Origin of the sequence: Thermus brevis (assembly GCF_026427635.1) — a bacterium.
Taxonomy (GTDB): Bacteria; Deinococcota; Deinococci; order Deinococcales; family Thermaceae; genus Thermus; species Thermus antranikianii.
The window spans coordinates 1,760,117-1,777,786 of the sequence record NZ_CP102606.1; the positions used below are offsets into that span (position 1 = coordinate 1,760,117).

The following is a 17,670-nucleotide window of genomic DNA, read 5'->3' on the forward strand; positions in this document are numbered from 1 at the left end:
GGTTAGCCCAAAGCCTCCACCTCCACCTGCCTGAGGGCGCGGGAAAGGCGCTCCACACCTTCCAAGAACTCCTCCTCCCTGATGGTGAGGGGTGGGGCCACCACCAGGATGTTGTGCTTGGCCAGGAGGTAAACCCCCTCCTGCCACAAGGCCTTTTGCAGGGCCTGCATGGTAGGGCTAAAGGGAGCGTGCCAGGGAGAAAGAGGCTCCTTGGTGCCCCGGTCCCGGACCAGCTCCACGGCGTAAAAGGCCCCAAGCCCCCGGATATCCCCCACCACGGGATGCTGGTTCTTTAGGGCCTTCAGGCTTTCCTGGAAGAAACCCTCCATGGCCAAAACCCTCTCAAAGAGGCCTTCCTCCCGGTAGGCTTCAAGGGAGGCCAGCCCCGCTGCCACCGCCAAGGGATGACCAGAGTAGGTGTGCCCTGTGGGCAAGGGATTTTCGTCAAAGTAGCGGGCCAGGGTCTCTCGTACGAGCACCCCTCCTAAGGGCACGTAGGCGGAAGTGATCCCCTTGGCGAAGGTGATGAGGTCCGGGACCACGCCAAACCGCAGGGCGGCAAAGGCTGCCCCCAGGCGCCCGAAGCCGGTCATCACTTCGTCAAAGACCAGAAGGATACCATGCCGGTCGCAAAGGGCCCGCACCCCCTCGAGGTACCCTTCCGGGTAGACGATGACGCCATTGGAGCCCACCACAGGCTCTAAGAAGATGGCCGCCACCCGCTTGGGATCCTCGTGGAGGAGAACCCGCTCCAGGTGGTCCAGGGCCCGGGCGGTTTCCTCCCTGGGGTCTTCCGTGTAAAAGGGGCTCCGGTAGGGATAGGGGGCGAAGAAGTGGACCACCCCGGGGGTGGTGCCCGGCTCGGAGGGCCAGCGGCGGTTTTCCCCGGTAAGGCTGGCGGAGGCGTGGGTGGCCCCGTGGAAAGACCGGTAGGCGGCAAGGACCTTGAAGCGGCCGGTGAGGTGGCGCACGAATTTCAGGGCGTCCTCGTTGGCCTCGGTCCCTGAGGGGGTGAAGAAGACCCTGGCCCCTTCGGGCCAGGGGGAGAAGTCGGACAAGGCCTTGGCGAGAAGGGCCCGCTTATCGTGGAAAAGGCTAGGGGCCGCATAGGCCAGGGTGGCCGCCTGCTCGGCAATGGCCCGCACCAGCCTAGGGTGGCCATGGCCCAGGTTCAAGGCCACCAGGCCGCTGGAAAGGTCCAGGTAGCGCCGCCCCTCCTCGTCGTACAGCCAGACCCCCTCACCCCGCACCACCAAGGGGGGGTTAAGGGAAGCCTGGGCCACCCAGGGGGTAAGGACGTGCTTCTTGTGGAGGGCTTTTAGGCTCATTTCCCCCTGAGTATACCGTGCCCCTTTATAAGCCAGTGGGCGGCCCAGGGAGGCTTGCGGCTATACCGATAATGGTTTATCATTACCTTATGCCACGGCTAGCCCTATTGCTCCTCCTCCTTTCCCCCGCCTGGGCCCAGGTGCAGGTGGCAGCCACCACCCCCATCCTGGCCGACCTGGTGTCCCAGGTGGGGGGGAACCGGGTCAAGGTAGAAAGCGTGGTCCCCCCGGGGGCCGACCCCCACACCTTTGAACCCACCCCCAGCACCGCTAAAAACCTGGCCCGAAGCCGCCTTCTCTTCGCCAATGGCCTGGGCCTCGAGGCCTTCTTGCCCAAGCTGCAACGCCTCCTCCCCCAAGGCGCCCGGGTGGTGAAGCTGGCGGAAGGGCAACCCAGCCTCATCTGCCAGGAGGAACACCAAGAGGAAAGCCCGGAGGAACAGGAGCACGCCCACGGCCCCTGCAACCCCCACCTGTGGCTCGACCCCACCTATGCCCTGCGCTATGCCGAGCGCATCGCCCAGGAACTCTCTCAGCTGGACCCCAAAGGAAAGGCCTTCTACCAGGCCAACCTAAAGCGCTTTAAGGCGGAGGTGGAAAGGCGCGATAAGGCCTTCCAAGCCTGCAACCTAAAGGGCCTCAAGGTGGTCACCCAGCACGATGCCTTCGCCTATTTTGCCCGTCGGTACGGCCTCCAGGTGGTGGGTAGCCTCACCGCCTCGGGGGTGCAGGAGGCGGGAAGCCGGACCTTCCTCACGCTCCTGGAGCGAGCGCGCCGGGAGGGGGTAAAGCTGGTCCTGGCGGAGCCGCAGTTCCAGGGAATCGCCCTCAAGGCCCTGGCTGAGGCCCTGGGAGCCCGCATCGTCGTCCTCTATACCGACATCCTGGACCGAAGGGTGCCCACCTATCTGGATCTACTGAACCATAACCTCAAAGCCCTATGCCCATAATGGAGGCATGGGGTTTAAAGAAATCTTCGGCACCCTGCCCGAGGCCAGCGCCCAGGCCCCGGGGCGGGTGAATCTCTTGGGGGAGCACACCGACTATCAGGAGGGCTACGTCCTTCCCACCCCCCTCCCCTACTTCACCCAAGTGGAGGCCGCCAAAGGGGAGGGCCGGGTAGAGGCCTACAGCGAGGAGCTCAAGGAGCTCAGGGCCCGGCCTTTGGAAAGCCCGGCCCAGGGGGACTTTCTGGACTACCTCCTGGGGGTGGTCTGGGCCCTGAGGGAGGCGGGGTACGAGGTTCCCGGGGCTCGCTTTTACGTGCGGAGCAGGGTACCCATAGGGGCGGGGCTTTCCAGCTCGGCGGCCCTCGAGGTGGCGGCGCTAAAGGCCCTGCGCCTCCTCTACCGCCTGCCCCTTTCCGACAAGGAAATCGCCCTTCTGGGCCAGAAGGCGGAGGTGGAGTACGTGGGGGTGCGCTGCGGCATCATGGACCAGATGGCCGCCAGCCTGGGCGAGGTGGGCAAGGCCCTTTTCCTGGACACCCGGACCCTGGAACACGAGAACCTACCCCTTCCTCCAAGGAGCCGGGTGGCCGTCCTAGACCTGGGCTTAAAGCGGCGCCTGGCCAGCGCCGGGTACAACGAAAGGCGCAAGGAAGCGGAGGAGGCAGCCAGGCGGCTTGGGGTGCGAAGCCTTAGGGATATCGGGGACCTTTGCCTGGTGGAGAGCCTTCCCTCCCCCTTGGACAAAAGGGCGCGGCACATCGTGGGAGAGAACCTCCGGGTGCTAAGGGGGGTAGAAGCCCTACGAAGAGGGGACGCCCGGGCCTTCGGCGAACTGATGGTGCAAAGCCATCGCTCCCTCTCCCAAGACTATGGGGTGAGCCTCCCGGAACTGGACACCCTGGTGGAGGAAGCCCTGAGGGCCGGGGCCTATGGGGCCAAGCTCACGGGAGCAGGGTTCGGCGGGGCGGTGGTGGCCCTGGTGCCCGAAGACCGCATGGAAGGTTTCCAACACCACCTCCTCTCCCGTTTCCCCCATCTCCGCATCCTTTGACCGGCCCAGCCCCCGGCCAGGTAAGCTAAGGGCATGGAAAAGCCAAGCCTCCTCCCCCTCCTGGATGCCCGCCTTCCCCTAAGCGAGGAGAAGGTGGCCGAGGCGGCCCGGCTTGCCGGGATACCCCTGGCCCAGGCCTGGGGGGTGGTGCGCTACTACCCCCGGTACCGGGGCCTGCCCCAGGGAAGGCTCCTAGTGGACGATCCCGTGGCCCGGGCCCGGGGATTCGCCCGCCTCCTAGAGGGAGCCGACGGAACCCATCCTCCCTTGGGCCTCGAGGCCCTCTCCCCCATCCACGTGCGGGTGGAAGGGGAGAAACGCTATGTGGAATGGGAAGGCCGGCTCATTCCCTTTAAGGAGTTTCGCCTCCCCTTCGCCCTAGGGCATGGGAACCGGCTCCTCCCTCCCGAACCCATCCTGGAACTTGACCAGTATGAAGCGCTGGGAGGGTTGGTGTTCTTGCGGAGGGCCCTGAAAAACCTCCTGGCCCCGGAGGCCATCCTCGAGGCTGTGGAGGAGGCTGGACTCCTGGGCCGGGGAGGAGCCGCCTTTCCCACCCACATCAAGATGCGGGCCGTGGCCCGGGGGGAACCCCCCAGGTATCTGGTGGTGAACGCCGACGAATCGGAACCGGGCAACTTCAAGGACCGCTTCCTCCTGGAGCGCCATCCCTTCCTGGTCCTGGAGGGAACGCTTTTGGCCGCCCTGGCCGTTGGGGCAAGCCAGGTCTTCCTCTACGTGCGGGATGAGTTCGAAGCCGCCATCCTGGGCCTGGAAAAAGCCATCCACCAACTTGAGGAAGCTGGCCTCCTTCCCGTTCCCACCCAGGTCTTTACAAGCGGGGGCCTCTACATCTGCGGCGAGGAAACCGCCCTTCTGGAGTCCATGGAGGGCAAAAGGGCCGAGCCCCGCTTAAAGCCCCCTTTTCCCGTGGAAAAAGGCCTGTGGGGAAGGCCCACCCTGGTGCAAAACGTGGAAACCCTGGCCAACCTGCCCCTGATCCTGAGGGAGGGCCCGGGAACCTGGCGTGAAAAGGAGCCCAAGCTTTTCTCCATCACCGGGGACGTGGCCAGGCCGGGGCTTTACGAGCTCCCCCTGGGAACATCCTTGGAAGACGCCTTACGGAAAGCTGAAGGCGAGCCAGAGGCGCTGAAGGCCGTGCTCCTGGGCGGAGCCGCAGGGGTATTTACCCGCGATTTCGCCTTCCCTTTGCGCTACAAGGGTAGGCTTCCCTTGGGAGCCGGCGCCATCGTGGCCTTCGGAAAGGAGGTGGACCTATGGGAAGTCCTTTTGGGCCTGGCCGAGTTTTTCCGGGAGGAGTCCTGTGGGAAGTGCTTCCCCTGTCCTTTGGGCACGGCGGTACAGGTGGAGATGGTGAGGCGGCGGGAAAGGAACCGGGACCTGGTTCACCACCTGGGACAAACTCTCAAGGGAAGCCTGTGCGGCCTGGGCCAGTCCGCCTACTGGGCCTACCAAAGCCTGTTGGAGGTGGAAGGTGCGGCTTAAGGTGAACGGACAAGAGGTGGAGGTCCAGGAGGGAACCCTCCTCCTGGAGATCACGGATCCTCCCCACCTGTGCTACCATCCCCACACGGAAACCCGGGGGCTTTGCCGCCTTTGCCTGGTGGAGGTGGATGGCCGCCTGCTTCCCGCCTGCGCCACCCAGGCCCAGGAGGGCATGGAGGTGAGGACGGACACGGAAGACCTCCGAATCCTGCGCCGAACCCTCCTGGAATGGCTGGCCCTGACCACGGACCTGAGCCAGGCTCCCTCCCTTTTAGAGCTCCTGAAGGTCCATCAGGGCCAACCCCAGCGTTGGGGCAGCGTATCCCTGACCCGAAGGGAACGGGAGCCCATCCGGGACAATCCCTTCTTCCTCAGGGACTACGCCAAGTGCGTGAACTGCCGCCGTTGCGTGGATGCCTGCGGGGACGGGGTCATGGGGGTGTACGCCCTCACCCTGGAGGGAAGGGGCCTCATGGCCCACCCCACCACCCCCCTGGACCGGCCCCTTCCCGAAACCCCCTGCGTCTTCTGCGGCAACTGCATCCAGGTTTGCCCCACAGGGGCCCTCAGGCCCTTGAGCATGGAGGTGTAGGATGCGCACCACGTGCCCTTACTGCGGTGTGGGTTGCCAGGTGGAGCCCGAGATCCAAGGGGGCCGCATCCTCCGGGTGCTGGCCCCCGACATCCCCCCTAACCACGGGGCTCTCTGCGTGAAAGGCCGCTTCGGCCTGGACTTCGCCTTCTCGGGAAAGCGCCTCCTCTACCCCATGGTGCGGGAAGACCGCCGCCAGGCCTTCCGCCGGGTTAGCTGGGACGAGGCCCTGGACTATACGGCAAGCAGGCTTCTCGCCGTGCTGAAAAGGCGAGGACCCGAGGCCCTCGCCGTCTTCCCCTCCGCCAAGACCACCAACGAGGAGGTCTACCTCACGCAGAAACTGGCCCGCGCCCTCCTCTCCACCAACCACGTGGACCACTGCTCCAGGCTTTGCCACTCCTCCTCCACCGTGGCCCTTTCCCGTTCCCTGGGCGGGGCCAGCATGACCAATCCCATAGAGGACATCTGGAAAACCCATCTCTTCCTGGTGGTGGGCTCCAACACCACGGAAACCCACCCCGTGATCGGGGCCATGATCAAAAAAAGGGTCCGGCAAGGGGCCAAGCTCATCGTGGTGGACCCCCGTTACACCGGCATGGCCGAGGCCGCCACCCTGTGGCTACGGGTACGCCCGGGCACCGATCTTTTCCTCCTGAACGCCATGGCCCGCTATATCCTCGAGGAAGGCCTCTGGGACCAAGGGTACGTGGAGGAGCGCACCGAGGGCTTCGCCGAGTGGCAGGCCTCCTTGGAGCCCTATACCTTGGAGGAAGCCGAGCGCATCACCGGGGTGGAAAAGGAGAAAATCGCCCTAGCCGCCCGGCTCTACGCCACCACAAAGAGGGCGGGGGCTTACTGGGCCATGGGAGTCACCCAGCACACCAAAGGAACCGCCACCGCCCAGGCCCTGGTGAACCTGGCCCTTCTCACGGGCAAGGTGGGTAAGGAGGGAGCGGGCCTCAACCCCTTGCGAGGCCAGAACAACGTGCAAGGGGCGGGGGACATGGGAGCGCTGCCCGATGTCCTCCCCGGGTACCTGAAGGTGTCGGACCAGGCAGCAAGGAAACGCTTTGAGGCCCTCTGGGGGGTGGAGTTGAACCCCGAGCCGGGCCTGCGCATGACCGAGGTCTTCGAGGGGATCCCCGAGGTGGAGGCCCTCTATCTCATCGGGGAGGATCCCGTGACCAGCGAGCCTTACCAGGACCACCTTAAGGCCAAGCTGGAGGCCCTCCCCTTCCTTGTGGTGCAGGACATCCTGGAAAACGAAACCACCTCCTTTGCCCATGTGGTCCTGCCGGCGGCCAGTTTCCTGGAAAAGGACGGAACCTTCACCAACACCGACCGCAGGGTCCAGAGGATTCGGAAGTTGCTGGACCCTCCAGGAGAGGCCCGGCCCGATTGGTGGATCGTCCAGGAGCTGGGCAGGCGCTTGGCCCAGGCCTTGGGCCGTCCATGGACCCTCTACCCCGACCCCGAGGCCATCTGGGAGGAGGTCCGCCGGGCCATTCCGGAGATGATGGGCGGGATCACGTACCGCCGCCTGGAAAGCGAGGGCGTTCGCTGGCCCTACCCCCACGAGGACCATCCCGGCGAGGCGGTGCTTTTCCGAGAGCGCTTCAACACCCCCTCGGGGAAGGCCCGCTTCTTCCCCGTGCACTTCACCCCCCCGGCGGAAACCCCTTCGGAGGAATACCCCTTTACCCTTTCCACCGGCCGGGTCCTCTTCCACTGGCACGGGGGCACCCTAAGCAGGAACAGCCAGCTCAAGGAAGCCTACCCCGAACTCAAGGTGGAGGTGAACCCCAAGGACGCCCAGAAACTGGGTATAGGGGATGGGGAGATCATCCAGGTGGTGAGCCGTCGGGGCCGCATTCGGGCCCGGGCCTGGGTTACCGACCGCACCCCCGAAGGAGTGGTCTACGCTCCCTTCCACTTCGCCGAAGCCCCCGCCAACCGCCTCACCCTGGACGCCCTGGATCCCTTCAGCCGCATCCCCGAGTACAAGGTGGCGGCGGTGCGCCTGGAGAAGCTGGATTGAGAACCTTCCCCACGTTTCCTCAAACGGTGGGGAAGGCGAAGCTCTCATAGCCCAGCTCGGCCACGGAGAACCAGCGGTACTGCTCGTTGCGGAAGGCCCAGTAAGCGGAATACACCTTGCGGTAGGTAGCGTCCTTGGCCGCCTGTTCCTCGTACAGGGCCCGGGCTTCCTCGAGGGCCTTCTTCATAATCTCCCCCGGCCAGCGGCGCAGGCGCACCCCCGCCTTGAGAAGGCGGTTCAGGGCCGGAGGGTTCTGGGCATCGTACTTGGCCATCATGGTGAGGTTGACCTCCGCCGCCGCCACCTGGAAGGCCTCCTGGAATTCCTTGGGAAGCCTCTGCCACTCCCTTTGGGAAACCAGGAAGGAAAGCTGGGCGCTGGGTTCCCAGAAGGAGGGGTAGTAGTAGTAGCGGGCCACCTTGTAAAAGCCCAGCTTCTCGTCGTCGTAGGGGCCTGAGAACTCGGTGGCGTCTATGGTGCCCCGCTCCAGGGCCGGGTAGATGTCCCCGGCGGCCAGGGTCTGGGGCACCACCCCAAGCCGCCCCATCACCAGTCCCCCAAGGCCAGGAATGCGCATCCTTAGGCCCTTAAGGTCCGCCACACTCTTGATCTCCTTGCGGAACCATCCTCCCATCTGGGCCCCGGTGTTTCCGCCAGGGAACTGGATCACCCCGAAGTCGGCATAGACCGCGCGCAGGAGGTCCAAACCGCCGCCATACCGCATCCAGGCGTTGTGCTGCCGGTAGGTCATGCCAAAGGGCACACCCCCGTCAAAGGCCAAGGTGGGGTTCTTTCCCACATAAAAAGGACCATAGGTGTGGCCCGCCTCCACCGTGCCCTGCTGAACTGCATCCAGCACCTGGCCCCCGGGCACGATCTCCCCCGCCTGGTAAACCCGGATCTGGAAGCGGTCGCCGGTGAGTTCCGCCACCCGCTTGGCCAAATCCTCGGCACCGCCATAGAGGGTATCCAGGCTCCTGGGATAACTGGACACCAGCCGCCAGCGCACCTGCGGGGCGGCCTGGGCAAAGGCCCTGTAGGAAAGGCTCGCCGCTAAACCCACCCCTACCCCTTTGAGAAACTGCCTCCGCCTCATACCTTCCTCCTTTTCGCGTATAAGTATACACCAGCCCGCCCCAGGCTATTCAGGTCATCCGAAAGCCCGTTACCCTTCTTCCCGGGCCAACAGCCGGTCCACCTGGGCCAACAGGGTCTGGGTTTCAAAGGGTTTGCCCAGGAAGGCTTGCGCCCCCGCCTCGAGGGCCTCCCGCCGGCTTTTCTCGGAAACGCTGGCGGAAAGGGCCAGAATGGGCGTGGAAAGACCCAAGGCCCGCATCCTCTGGATCACCTCGAGGCCCGATACCCCGGGCATCACCAGATCGCACACCACGAGATCGTAGGGTTCGGAAGGCTTCTCCAAGGCCGCCTGGCCGGAAGAGGCCCAGTCCACCTGGTGCCCAGCCCGCTCCAAAATGCGGCGCACCATGTGGGCCACCAAGGGTTCGTCCTCAACCAGAAGGATGCGGGCCATATACAGGTAGGATAACCCTAAAGAGGCTTCCTTTTCCCTCCTCGCTTTCCACCTCAATCCGGCCCCCATGGGCCTCCACGATGTGCTTGGAAATGAAAAGACCAAGCCCCGTGCCCGAAACCCCCCGGGTCTGGGCGTTCTTGGCCCGGGCGTAGCGCTGGAAGAGCTTGGGAAGCTCCTCCTTGGGGATGCCAGGGCCCGTGTCCTCCACCTCCAGGACCACCTTGTCCCCTTCCTGCCGGGCTCGAAGGTAAACCCGCCCGCCCGGCGGGGTGAACTTGAAGGCATTAGAAAGAAGGTTGCCCACCACCTGAACCGCCCGGTCGGGGTCCGCCTCCAAAAGGGGAAGCTCCTCCAAAGCCACCTGGAACTCCACCCCAGAAAGCCGCGCCACGCCCTGGAAGCTCTTGGCTAAGTCCTGAAGAAGGGGCCTCAGGTTCACGGGTCTTCGGCTCACCTCAAAGCGGCCGGCCTCGAGGCGGCTCGTGTCCAGGAGGTTATCCACCATGGTCTTGAGCCGGAAGGCGCTTTCCAGGATGAGGTCCACCGACTCCTGGGCCGAGGGGGAAAGCCCCTCCTCCCGAAGAAGCTCGGCCAGGCCCATGATCACCGCCAAAGGAGTGCGGAGCTCGTGGCTTACGGCGGCGATGAACTCCCCCTTAAGCCGCTCGGCCTCCAGCCTGGGGCGCAGGTCGTGCAGGTCCACCACCACCCCCTGCACCCGGGGGTCAGCCAGGAGGTTCCGCCCCCAGGCCTCCACGGGAATCGGGGTGCCGTCCGCGTGAAGGACCCGGAACTCCCCGGTGCGGACCTCCCCCGGGTGGCGCAATAGCTCGCGGAACAAGGCCTCCGCCAACCCCCGGTCCTCGGAGTGAACGAAGTCCAGAGCCCTCAAGGGAGCCTTTTTGTACCCCTCGGGGTCATAGCCCAGCACCGGGCGCACGCTGGCGCTCACATAACGGATAAGCCCTTCCCCATCCAGCACGTAGACCACGTCCTGGGAGTGCTCCAAAAGCGCCTTGAGGCGCTCCTCCTCGGCCTCCACCAGTTCCAAAAAGCGAGCCTTTTCCAGCACCAAAGCCAGCAGGGTCCCCACCTGAACCAGCCGGGAGAGGAGCCTCTCGGAAAAACGCCTCTCCCGCCGAAAGCCCAGCAGGAGTCCCCCCCGGAACCCCCCCGCCCGGAAGGGAACCACCAAGGCGCTCTTAAGGCCCAGCATCTGCGCCACCCCGCAGTCCTGGGCCTCCAGGACCTCCGCCCCTAGGGGCTCTCCCTCCATCAAGGCTTTTTCCAGGAGGTTGGGCCGGGGAAGGGGTCCGGGAAGGGCGCAAGTGCTGTAAAGCACCCTTTGGCTACCCCCCTCCTCCGCCAAGAGCAACCCCTCATCCGCGCTGAAAAGAGCCTGTAGGCGCTTGACGATGGCCTCGGTCAAGGGAGCGAGGCCCGGCTGGCGCAAGGCTTCCTTGGCCAGGTCCACCAAGGTCTGGGTGAAGGCCACCTGCTCCCTCAGGGCCCGCTCCATGCGGGTGCGCTCGGTGATGTCGTGGAGAACCAAAACCCGCATCTCCCCCACCTGCTTTCCCCGGACGCTATACGTGGCCCCTCCCAGGCTGAACTCCAGCCTTCCTCCTTCCAAGGCGGGCTCCAGGGCCGCGGGAAGGTCCTCGAGGGACACCGTGGACCCCACGGAAAGCGCCTGGCGGGCCTTCCCGTTGGCAAAACCCTCGGAACCGAAAAGCACCACCACCCCGTCGGGAAGCTCCTCCAGCACCTGGAAAAGCCGCCCCCGCTCCGCAGCCAAGGCCAGGGAAAGCTCCTTCTTTTCCCGGTAAAGCTGGGCATTCCTGAGGGCCACCCCCGCCACGCCCGTGAGGAGTTCCACGTAGCGCACCTCCGCCTCATTCACCCCTGGCCCCCCAGGCCCGTGGTCCACGGCCACCGCCCCCAAGGCCTCCTCCTCGGCCAGGATGGGAACAAAGGCCACGCTGGGACCCATCTCCTGGGCCAGATGCGGGGGCAGGCTCTCCCTTGCCAGAACCAGGGTCCTCCGTTCCCGCACCGCCTTGGCCAGGGGATCCGGGGAAGAAGCCAGGGACAGGCGGATGCGGCTGATGCCCTCCGTCCAGTACACGTCTTTTCCCCGCACCGTGAGGTAACCCTCCAGGTAGTCCTTGCCCTCCTCCCCCTTCACCAGGGCCACGGTCACCCGGAAGAAACCGAAGCGCTCCGAAAGGGCCTGGGCCAGGGTTTCCAGCACGGCAGCGGGCTCCAGGGCCTTGACCACCTCCCGGGCCAAGGCGCTCACGTGGGATAGGGCCTCCGCGTGACGGGAAAGCTCCGCCAAAGCCCGGTTTCGCTCCGACAGGAGCTCGCCGTTTTTCAAAGCCAGGGCCGTGAGCTGGGCCAGAAGGGGCAGAAGAGACCCCAGGGTCTGGGGAACTCCCTCCAGGCTCAACACCCCCTTGGGCGAAAAGTAAGCGCAGCTGGGACAGACCAGGAAGCGGGTCTCCCGGGTGGCCCGGGGGCGGACCGTGCAGCGGGCCTCGGGATCGGCCCAGCAGTAGGAGGCCTCCTCCCCCACCACCGGCAAAAGCCATTCCTCTCCCCGCCGCACGGGCCCCTCGGCGAAAAAGGCCTCCTGCACAGGCCCTTTTGCGTATAGGGGAAGGGCGATGGCGGAAACCGTGTAGTGGCGGCCCCGGCCCGAGGCCACCTCCCCCACCAGCTCCCGGGTTTCCCGGTGGTAGAGGAAGAGGGCTGCCCGCTCCACTCCCTCCTCCGTGGCCACCTCGAGGAGGTTCCGGAGTATTTGCACAGGCTCCAGGTCTCTTAATAAGGCTCGCTGAAAACGTCCGAGGATCTCCAATTGGCCCGAGGTTCTCATCTGCCTCCAATGGTAGCATGGGGGCGGGGTTGCACGGGGGTGGGCAAAATCTTAGACTGGGTCAAAGAGCGGGCCTTAGGCCCCACCCCTGGCAGGCCGCCAAGGAGGAGGTTATGCCCATAGACTTCAGCCTCACCGAGGAACAACGGCAGCTCCAGGCCCTGGCCCGGCGCTTCGCCAAGGAGGTCATCCTCCCCGTGGCCCAGGAGTACGATGAGAAGGAAGAGGTGCCCTGGCCGGTCATAGAAAAGCTCCACGAGGTGGGCCTCCTGAACGCCATCATCCCCGAGGAGTACGGGGGGATGGGCCTCAAGATGCTGGACGAGGTCATCGTGGGGGAAGAGCTGGCCTACGCCTGCATGGGCATCTACACCATCCCCATGGCCAGCGACCTCGGGATTACCCCCGTGCTTTTGGCCGGGAACGAGGAGCAAAAGCGCCGCTTCCTCAAACCCCTTACCGAGAAACCCTCCCTGGCCGCCTTCGCCCTCAGCGAACCGGGAAATGGCTCGGATGCCGCCGCCCTTAAGACCAGGGCGGTGCGCCAGGGGGATTACTACATCCTTAACGGCACCAAGATGTGGATCTCCAACGGGGGCGAGGCCGAGTGGGTGGTGGTCTTCGCCACCTTGAACCCCGAGCTACGCCACAAGGGGGTGGTGGCCCTGGTGGTGGAAAAAGGCACCCCGGGCTTCAGCGCCGTGAAGATCCACGGGAAGATGGGGCAAAGGGCCTCGGGAACCTACGAGCTGGTGTTTGAGGAGGTCAAGGTGCCCGTGCAAAACCGCCTGGGGGAGGAAGGCGAGGGGTTCAAGATCGCCATGAACACCCTCAACAAAACCCGTATCCCCGTGGCGGCGGGAAGCGTGGGGGTGGCGCGAAGAGCCCTGGACGAGGCCAAAAAGTACGCCAAGGAACGGGAAGCCTTCGGCCAGCCCATCGCGGGCTTCCAGGCCATCCAGTTCAAGCTGGCGGACATGATGATCGGCATAGAAACTGCCCGCATGTACACCTACTATGCCGCCTGGCTCGCCGATCAGGGCCTGCCCCACGCCCACGCCAGCGCCATCGCCAAGGCCTATGCCTCGGAGATCGCCTTTGAAGCCGCCAACCAGGCCATCCAGATCCACGGCGGCTACGGGTACGTGCGGGAGTTCCCGGTGGAGAAGCTCTTGAGGGACGTGAAGCTCAACCAGATCTACGAGGGCACCAACGAGATCCAAAGGCTCATCATCGCCAGGCATCTCCTGGCGGAATAGGAGGTAAGGGATGAAGTTCGTGGCGGTCATCAGGCAGGTACCGGACGGGGAAAGCAGGCTGAGGATCCAGGGGGATCGGGTGGACCTTTCCGGGGCCACCCTGATCCTGGACCAGATGGACGAGTACGGGGTGGAGGAAGCCCTTCGCCTGAAGGAGAAGCACGGGGGCGAGGCCATCGTGGTGGGCTTCGGCCCCGAGCGCGCCGAGGAAGCCATCCGCACTGCCTTGGCCATGGGGATGGACCGGGGCATCCACGTGGTTTACGAAGGGTATGCCGATCCCGTGACCGTGGCCGAAGCCCTGACCCCCATCCTGAAGGAGGAATCCCCTACCCTCATCCTCACGGGCGGGCAACAGGCGGACTGGGATAGCCAGGCCCTGGGCGGGGCTTTGGCGGAAGCCCTGGGCGTGCCGGTGGTGGCCTGGACCACGGCCCTCGAGCTGGAAGGGGAAACCGCCAGGGCCAAGCACGACCTGGACGAGGGAGCGGAGTGGGTACGGGTGCGGCTTCCTGCGGTCTTCACCACGCAACAAGGCCTGAACGAGCCCCGCTACCCCACCCTGCCTGGCATCATGAAGGCCAAGAAGAAGGAAATCAAAAAGGTGGCCTTTCAGGGTGCAAGCCGGGTGGAAATCCTCCAGGAGAGCATCCAGGAGAAGACCCGGCTTCAGAAGCTCCTGGACGGCAAGGACCCCGTGGCGGCGGCCGAGGAGCTGGTGCGGCTTCTCCACGAGGAAGCCAAGGTGATCTGAGGAGGCATCCATGATCCTGGTGGTTCTGGACCACGATGGAAACAAGCTGAGAAAGGCGAGCCTCGAGGCCCTGACCCGGGCCCGGAAGCTGGCCGAGGCCTTTGGAGAAGGGGTGGCCGGGGTGCTTTTGGCGGAGGGCCAAGCCCCCGTGGAAGAGGCCCGAGGCTACGTGGAAACCCTTTACGTGGCGGAGCTCGGTCCCTACACCGCCGAGAAGTGGGCGGCGGGGATCCTGGAAGCCGCCAAGGCCGGGGTAAAGGCCATCGTCGCCCCTTCTTCCCGGCAAAGCCGCACCTACATGGGCCGGGTGGCCTATGCCCTAAGGGCTGGGCTCCTGGAGGACACCCTGGAGTCCTGGGCGGAAGGAGGCGAGGTCTACGCCACCCGCTACGCCTACCTGAACCGGGTGACCCAGAAGGTGAAAAGCGCTCCCCCAGTGGTCCTAACGGTGAAGCCCAACACCACTCCCCTGGCGGAACCCCTGGGCCAGGCGGGCCAGGTGGTGGCGCTTCCCATCCCTCCAGTTCCCACCGTGGAGGTGCTGGAGAGGGTGCAGGAGGAGAAAAAGGGCGTCTCCCTCACCGAGGCAAATGTGGTGGTCACGGGAGGCCGGGGCATGGGTGGCCCCGAGGCCTTCAAGCAGGTGGAGGAGCTTGCCGCCCTTCTGGGCGGAGCTGTGGGAGCCACCCGGGCGGTGGTGGATGCCGGCTGGCGTCCCTATAGCGAACAGGTGGGCCAGACGGGGAAAACCGTGCAACCCACCCTGTACATTGCCCTGGGAGTTTCCGGGGCGGTCCAGCACCTAGCGGGGATGAACAAGAGCAAGTACATCGTGGCGGTGAACAAGGACCCCGAGGCCCCCATCTTCAAGCACGCCGACTACGGCATCGTGGGGGATGTGCACCAGGTGCTTCCCGCCTTGATCCAGGCGGTAAAGAAACTTAAGGACTAGCTACGGCTGGTGGCAAAGGGCGGGCAGGGAAATCCCTGCCCGCCCGGAGCTTTAGTCCATCCCTACTCCTTCTTGGGCGGAGCTCCTTCGTTCTCCATACGAGAGGCCTCGTGGTTCTCCTGTCCCGGTGATCCCTGCCCCTCGGCCCCTTCCTTTCCCCGGTTGCCGCGAAGAAGCTGCAACAGGAAGAAAAGGAGCACCGCCGCCACCACCACGCCCACCGCATAGGGCCAGGCGGGGGCGCTTGGGGCCTTTGGCACCTCAGGGAGGGAAAGAGGTGGGGACGGAGCCTTGAAGACCTCCTGTTCCAACTTGCCCACCCGATCGCCCAAGGCCTTCAGGGCTTGCTCCTGGGCCTGCACCCGGCTCTCCAAGGCGGCCACCTGGCCCTCGAGGGCCCGGAGGCGGGCATAGCCCTGGTAGCCAGCCCAGACCACAAGAAGTGCCACCACCAGCAACAGGACCAGGCTTAACCAGCGCTTCATTCCACTCACCTCCTCTGCCGGGCCCCCTTACCGTGGAAGCAAACCCGGCTTCTTAGTATATCATGCGGCCAGTATGGCCGATAACGCCAAGCTTATCCTGGATGAGCTACTGGCTGAGCTGGAGGAAAGGCGGAAAAGGATCCTCCTCGGCGGGGGAGAGGAACGCATCCGCAAGCAGCACCAGCAGGGGAAACTCACCGCCCGGGAGCGAATAGACTACCTTTTGGACCCGGGAAGCTTCGTGGAACTCATGCCCTTCGCCGAGCACCTGGAAACCGGCCTCATGGAGGGGATTGAGGCTCCGGCGGATGGGGTGGTGACCGGCTACGGCACCATTGGGGGCCGGCTGGTCTTCGTCTTCAGCCAGGACTTCACCGTCCTGGGCGGCTCCTTGGGCAAGATGCATGGGCGCAAGATCGCAAGCCTCATGGACCTGGCGGCCAAGGTGGGGGCTCCCATCATCGGCCTTAACGACTCCGCCGGGGCCCGCATCCAGGAGGGGGTGGATAGCCTCTCCGGGTACGGGGAGGTCTTCTACCGCAACGCCATCTACTCCGGGGTGGTGCCCCAGATCTCCGCCATCCTGGGGCCCTGCGCCGGAGGAGCGGTCTACAGCCCCGCCATGACCGACTTCATCCTCATGAGCCGGGGGACCAGCTACATGTTCATCACCGGCCCCGAGGTAATCAAGAGCGTGACCCGCGAGGAGGTGAGCTTTGAGGAGCTGGGCGGGGCGGACGTGCACATGGAGAAAAGCGGGGTGGCCCACCTCGAGGGCCAAAACGACCAGGAGGTACTGGACCTCATCAAGAAGCTTCTCACCTACCTGCCGCAGAACAGCCGGGAAAAGCCTCCGGTGGTGGAACCCAAGGACGATCCCCTCCGCCCCACCCCGGAGATCCTGGACATCGTGCATCCCGATGCCAAAAGGCCTTACAACATGCACCAGGTGATCAGGACCCTCCTGGACGACGGGGAGTTTTTGGAAATCCAGCCCGGCTTCGCCAGGAACATCATCGTGGGCTTAGGCCGGCTTGGCGGCTACCCCGTGGGGGTGGTGGCCAACAACCCCCGCTTCATGGCCGGGGCCTTGGACATCAACGCCTCCGACAAGGCCGCCCGCTTCATCCGCACCATGGATGCCTTCAACATCCCCATCCTCACCCTGGTGGATGTCACCGGGTTCCTGCCCGGGGTGGCCCAGGAGCACGGGGGCATCATCCGCCACGGGGCCAAGATGCTCTTTGCCTACGCCGAGGCCACGGTGCCCAAGATCACCCTCATCGCCCGCAAGGCCTACGGCGGAGCCTACCTGGCCATGAACTCCAAGGACATGGGGGCGGACGTGGTCCTGGCCTGGCCCACGGCGGCGGTGGCGGTGATGGGGGCCGAGGGAGCCGCCAACATCATCTACCGGCGGGAGATCCAGTCCTCCCCCAACCCCGAGGAAACCCGCCGCCGCAAGATCGAGGAGTACCGCCGGGCCTTTGACAACCCCTGGGTGGCCGCCGGCCGGGGTTACATTGACGATGTCATAGACCCCACCCACACCCGCCGCATCCTCTGCCAGCACCTGAGGATGCTCTGGGACAAGAAGGAGGAGCGCCCCTTCAAGAAGCACGACAACATACCCCTTTAGGTTTCCGTTTTGCCCGCCGGACTACAATGAGGCCAGACCATGGTTCGGGTCTGGCTCAATCTCTCCCTGGCTTCCCTACAGGAAGCCCTGGCTGAGGCCCTCCGCACTCGGGGATTTCACGTGGAGGAACATCCCTACACCGCCCAGGTGGGCTTGACGGAGGCGTTAAGGGAAGTCCCCCCACCCCCACCCCTCCCGGCGGTGGTGCTCCTCCGGAACCCGGAGCAAGCGGCCCAGGCCCTCAAGCAAGGGTTTAAAGGGTACCTCTACCCCGACCAGGGCCTCGAGGTCCTCGCCAAGGCCCTAAACGCCGTGGCTCGAGGCGAGCTTTGGGCCGAGCGCCGCATGCTGGCGGGCCTGGTAGGGGAACCTAGCCCCCGCTTTACCCAGCGGGAAAAGGAGGTGGCCGCCCTGGCCGCCATGGGCCTCAGCAACAAGGAGATCGCCAAAGAACTCGGCATCTCCGAGCGCACGGTAAAGGCCCACCTATCGGCCATCTTTCAGAAGGCCGGTGTGAAGCGGCGGAGCCAGCTGGCCCAGATCCGGTTCCTTTCCTAGGGGAAAACCCTACCTAAAGACCTAGTACCTTTTCTTTCACAGGGCCTAGGGCAAAGGTGGGTTGTTTACTGATTAGAAGGACCCTATCTTGGTTTTCAAAGGAGGACTGTATGAGGGCTATACCATCATGGCTAAAACTT

15 protein-coding genes are annotated in these 17,670 nt (G+C 64.9%); 10 read left to right on the forward strand and 5 right to left on the reverse strand.

Going from position 1 to position 17,670, the window contains the following annotated elements; genetic code table 11:
* Positions 1-2: 2 nt before the first annotated feature.
* The gene (locus tag KQ693_RS09535) at positions 3-1,328 is read right to left on the reverse strand and encodes an aminotransferase class III-fold pyridoxal phosphate-dependent enzyme (RefSeq protein WP_267261080.1); all 1,326 of its coding nucleotides are present in this window, start codon (positions 1,326-1,328) and stop codon (positions 3-5) included.
* Positions 1,329-1,417: 89 nt separating this feature from the next.
* Here KQ693_RS09535 and KQ693_RS09540 point away from each other — a divergent pair, with 89 nt between their 5' ends.
* Genes KQ693_RS09540 through fdhF form a run of 5 tightly spaced genes read left to right on the forward strand, consistent with a single transcriptional unit; the run spans position 1,418 to position 7,468 of the window.
* Positions 1,418-2,278 (forward strand): metal ABC transporter substrate-binding protein, encoded by an 861-nt coding sequence (locus KQ693_RS09540; RefSeq protein WP_267261081.1) that lies wholly within the window; start codon positions 1,418-1,420, stop codon positions 2,276-2,278.
* Positions 2,279-2,285: 7 nt separating this feature from the next.
* Entirely contained in the window at positions 2,286-3,329 is a 1,044-nt protein-coding gene (gene galK, locus KQ693_RS09545; protein ID WP_267261082.1) for a galactokinase, read from the forward strand.
* A gap of 33 nt (positions 3,330-3,362) precedes the next feature.
* Positions 3,363-4,835, forward strand: coding sequence for an NADH-ubiquinone oxidoreductase-F iron-sulfur binding region domain-containing protein (locus tag KQ693_RS09550; RefSeq protein ID WP_267261083.1), 1,473 nt, complete (start codon positions 3,363-3,365; stop codon positions 4,833-4,835).
* Positions 4,825-5,427 carry a 2Fe-2S iron-sulfur cluster-binding protein gene (locus KQ693_RS09555; RefSeq protein ID WP_267261084.1) on the forward strand — a complete coding sequence of 201 codons (603 nt, stop codon included), beginning with the start codon at positions 4,825-4,827 and terminating at the stop codon, positions 5,425-5,427. The genes KQ693_RS09550 and KQ693_RS09555 overlap by 11 nt, the downstream gene beginning before the upstream one ends.
* Position 5,428: 1 nt before the next feature.
* Positions 5,429-7,468, forward strand: coding sequence for a formate dehydrogenase subunit alpha (fdhF, locus tag KQ693_RS09560; RefSeq protein WP_267261085.1), 2,040 nt, complete (start codon positions 5,429-5,431; stop codon positions 7,466-7,468).
* A 19-nt stretch (positions 7,469-7,487) separates the two neighbouring features.
* Here fdhF and KQ693_RS09565 read toward each other — a convergent pair whose 3' ends face one another.
* The 3 genes from KQ693_RS09565 to KQ693_RS09575 form a co-directional block, all read right to left on the reverse strand.
* Positions 7,488-8,564 carry a TRAP transporter substrate-binding protein gene (locus KQ693_RS09565; protein ID WP_038032241.1) on the reverse strand — a complete coding sequence of 359 codons (1,077 nt, stop codon included), beginning with the start codon at positions 8,562-8,564 and terminating at the stop codon, positions 7,488-7,490.
* A 69-nt stretch (positions 8,565-8,633) separates the two neighbouring features.
* Positions 8,634-8,999: a response regulator transcription factor gene (locus KQ693_RS09570; RefSeq protein ID WP_267261086.1), complete on the reverse strand. Its 366-nt coding sequence runs from the start codon at positions 8,997-8,999 to the stop codon at positions 8,634-8,636.
* Entirely contained in the window at positions 8,977-11,883 is a 2,907-nt protein-coding gene (locus KQ693_RS09575; RefSeq protein ID WP_267261087.1) for an ATP-binding protein, read from the reverse strand. Before KQ693_RS09575 ends, KQ693_RS09570 begins: the two co-directional genes overlap by 23 nt.
* 113 nt (positions 11,884-11,996) lie before the next feature.
* On the opposite strand from KQ693_RS09575, the gene KQ693_RS09580 reads away from it, so the two are divergent.
* Genes KQ693_RS09580 through KQ693_RS09590 form a run of 3 tightly spaced genes read left to right on the forward strand, consistent with a single transcriptional unit; the run spans position 11,997 to position 14,848 of the window.
* Positions 11,997-13,142 (forward strand): acyl-CoA dehydrogenase family protein, encoded by a 1,146-nt coding sequence (locus tag KQ693_RS09580; protein ID WP_267261088.1) that lies wholly within the window; start codon positions 11,997-11,999, stop codon positions 13,140-13,142.
* 10 nt (positions 13,143-13,152) lie between these two features.
* On the forward strand, positions 13,153-13,896 hold the full coding sequence (locus tag KQ693_RS09585; protein WP_267261089.1) for an electron transfer flavoprotein subunit beta/FixA family protein: 744 nt from the start codon (positions 13,153-13,155) through the stop codon (positions 13,894-13,896).
* A gap of 10 nt (positions 13,897-13,906) precedes the next feature.
* A complete protein-coding gene (locus KQ693_RS09590) occupies positions 13,907-14,848 on the forward strand; it encodes an electron transfer flavoprotein subunit alpha/FixB family protein (protein WP_267261090.1) in 942 nt (313 codons plus the stop codon).
* 62 nt (positions 14,849-14,910) lie between these two features.
* Here the strand turns inward: KQ693_RS09590 and KQ693_RS09595 are convergent, their stop codons facing one another.
* Positions 14,911-15,333, reverse strand: coding sequence for a hypothetical protein (locus tag KQ693_RS09595; RefSeq protein ID WP_219759134.1), 423 nt, complete (start codon positions 15,331-15,333; stop codon positions 14,911-14,913).
* 73 nt (positions 15,334-15,406) lie between these two features.
* Here KQ693_RS09595 and KQ693_RS09600 point away from each other — a divergent pair, with 73 nt between their 5' ends.
* Positions 15,407-16,972 carry an acyl-CoA carboxylase subunit beta gene (locus KQ693_RS09600; protein ID WP_267261091.1) on the forward strand — a complete coding sequence of 522 codons (1,566 nt, stop codon included), beginning with the start codon at positions 15,407-15,409 and terminating at the stop codon, positions 16,970-16,972.
* Between the two features lie 39 nt (positions 16,973-17,011).
* Entirely contained in the window at positions 17,012-17,530 is a 519-nt protein-coding gene (locus tag KQ693_RS12930) for a helix-turn-helix transcriptional regulator (protein WP_323808499.1), read from the forward strand.
* Positions 17,531-17,670 lie beyond the last annotated feature (140 nt).

Excerpts from the sequence above, each read along its gene's own strand:
- KQ693_RS09535 (WP_267261080.1), bottom strand. The coding sequence starts at position 1,328 with ATGAGCCTAAAAGCCCTCCACAAGAAGCACGTCCTTACCCCCTGGGTG.
- KQ693_RS09540 (WP_267261081.1), top strand. The coding sequence starts at position 1,418 with ATGCCACGGCTAGCCCTATTGCTCCTCCTCCTTTCCCCCGCCTGGGCC.
- galK (WP_267261082.1), top strand. The coding sequence starts at position 2,286 with ATGGGGTTTAAAGAAATCTTCGGCACCCTGCCCGAGGCCAGCGCCCAG.
- KQ693_RS09550 (WP_267261083.1), top strand. The coding sequence starts at position 3,363 with ATGGAAAAGCCAAGCCTCCTCCCCCTCCTGGATGCCCGCCTTCCCCTA.
- fdhF (WP_267261085.1), top strand. The coding sequence starts at position 5,429 with ATGCGCACCACGTGCCCTTACTGCGGTGTGGGTTGCCAGGTGGAGCCC.
- KQ693_RS09565 (WP_038032241.1), bottom strand. The coding sequence starts at position 8,564 with ATGAGGCGGAGGCAGTTTCTCAAAGGGGTAGGGGTGGGTTTAGCGGCG.
- KQ693_RS09570 (WP_267261086.1), bottom strand. The coding sequence starts at position 8,999 with ATGGCCCGCATCCTTCTGGTTGAGGACGAACCCTTGGTGGCCCACATG.
- KQ693_RS09575 (WP_267261087.1), bottom strand. The coding sequence starts at position 11,883 with ATGAGAACCTCGGGCCAATTGGAGATCCTCGGACGTTTTCAGCGAGCC.
- KQ693_RS09580 (WP_267261088.1), top strand. The coding sequence starts at position 11,997 with ATGCCCATAGACTTCAGCCTCACCGAGGAACAACGGCAGCTCCAGGCC.
- KQ693_RS09585 (WP_267261089.1), top strand. The coding sequence starts at position 13,153 with ATGAAGTTCGTGGCGGTCATCAGGCAGGTACCGGACGGGGAAAGCAGG.
- KQ693_RS09590 (WP_267261090.1), top strand. The coding sequence starts at position 13,907 with ATGATCCTGGTGGTTCTGGACCACGATGGAAACAAGCTGAGAAAGGCG.
- KQ693_RS09595 (WP_219759134.1), bottom strand. The coding sequence starts at position 15,333 with ATGAAGCGCTGGTTAAGCCTGGTCCTGTTGCTGGTGGTGGCACTTCTT.
- KQ693_RS09600 (WP_267261091.1), top strand. The coding sequence starts at position 15,407 with ATGGCCGATAACGCCAAGCTTATCCTGGATGAGCTACTGGCTGAGCTG.
- KQ693_RS12930 (WP_323808499.1), top strand. The coding sequence starts at position 17,012 with ATGGTTCGGGTCTGGCTCAATCTCTCCCTGGCTTCCCTACAGGAAGCC.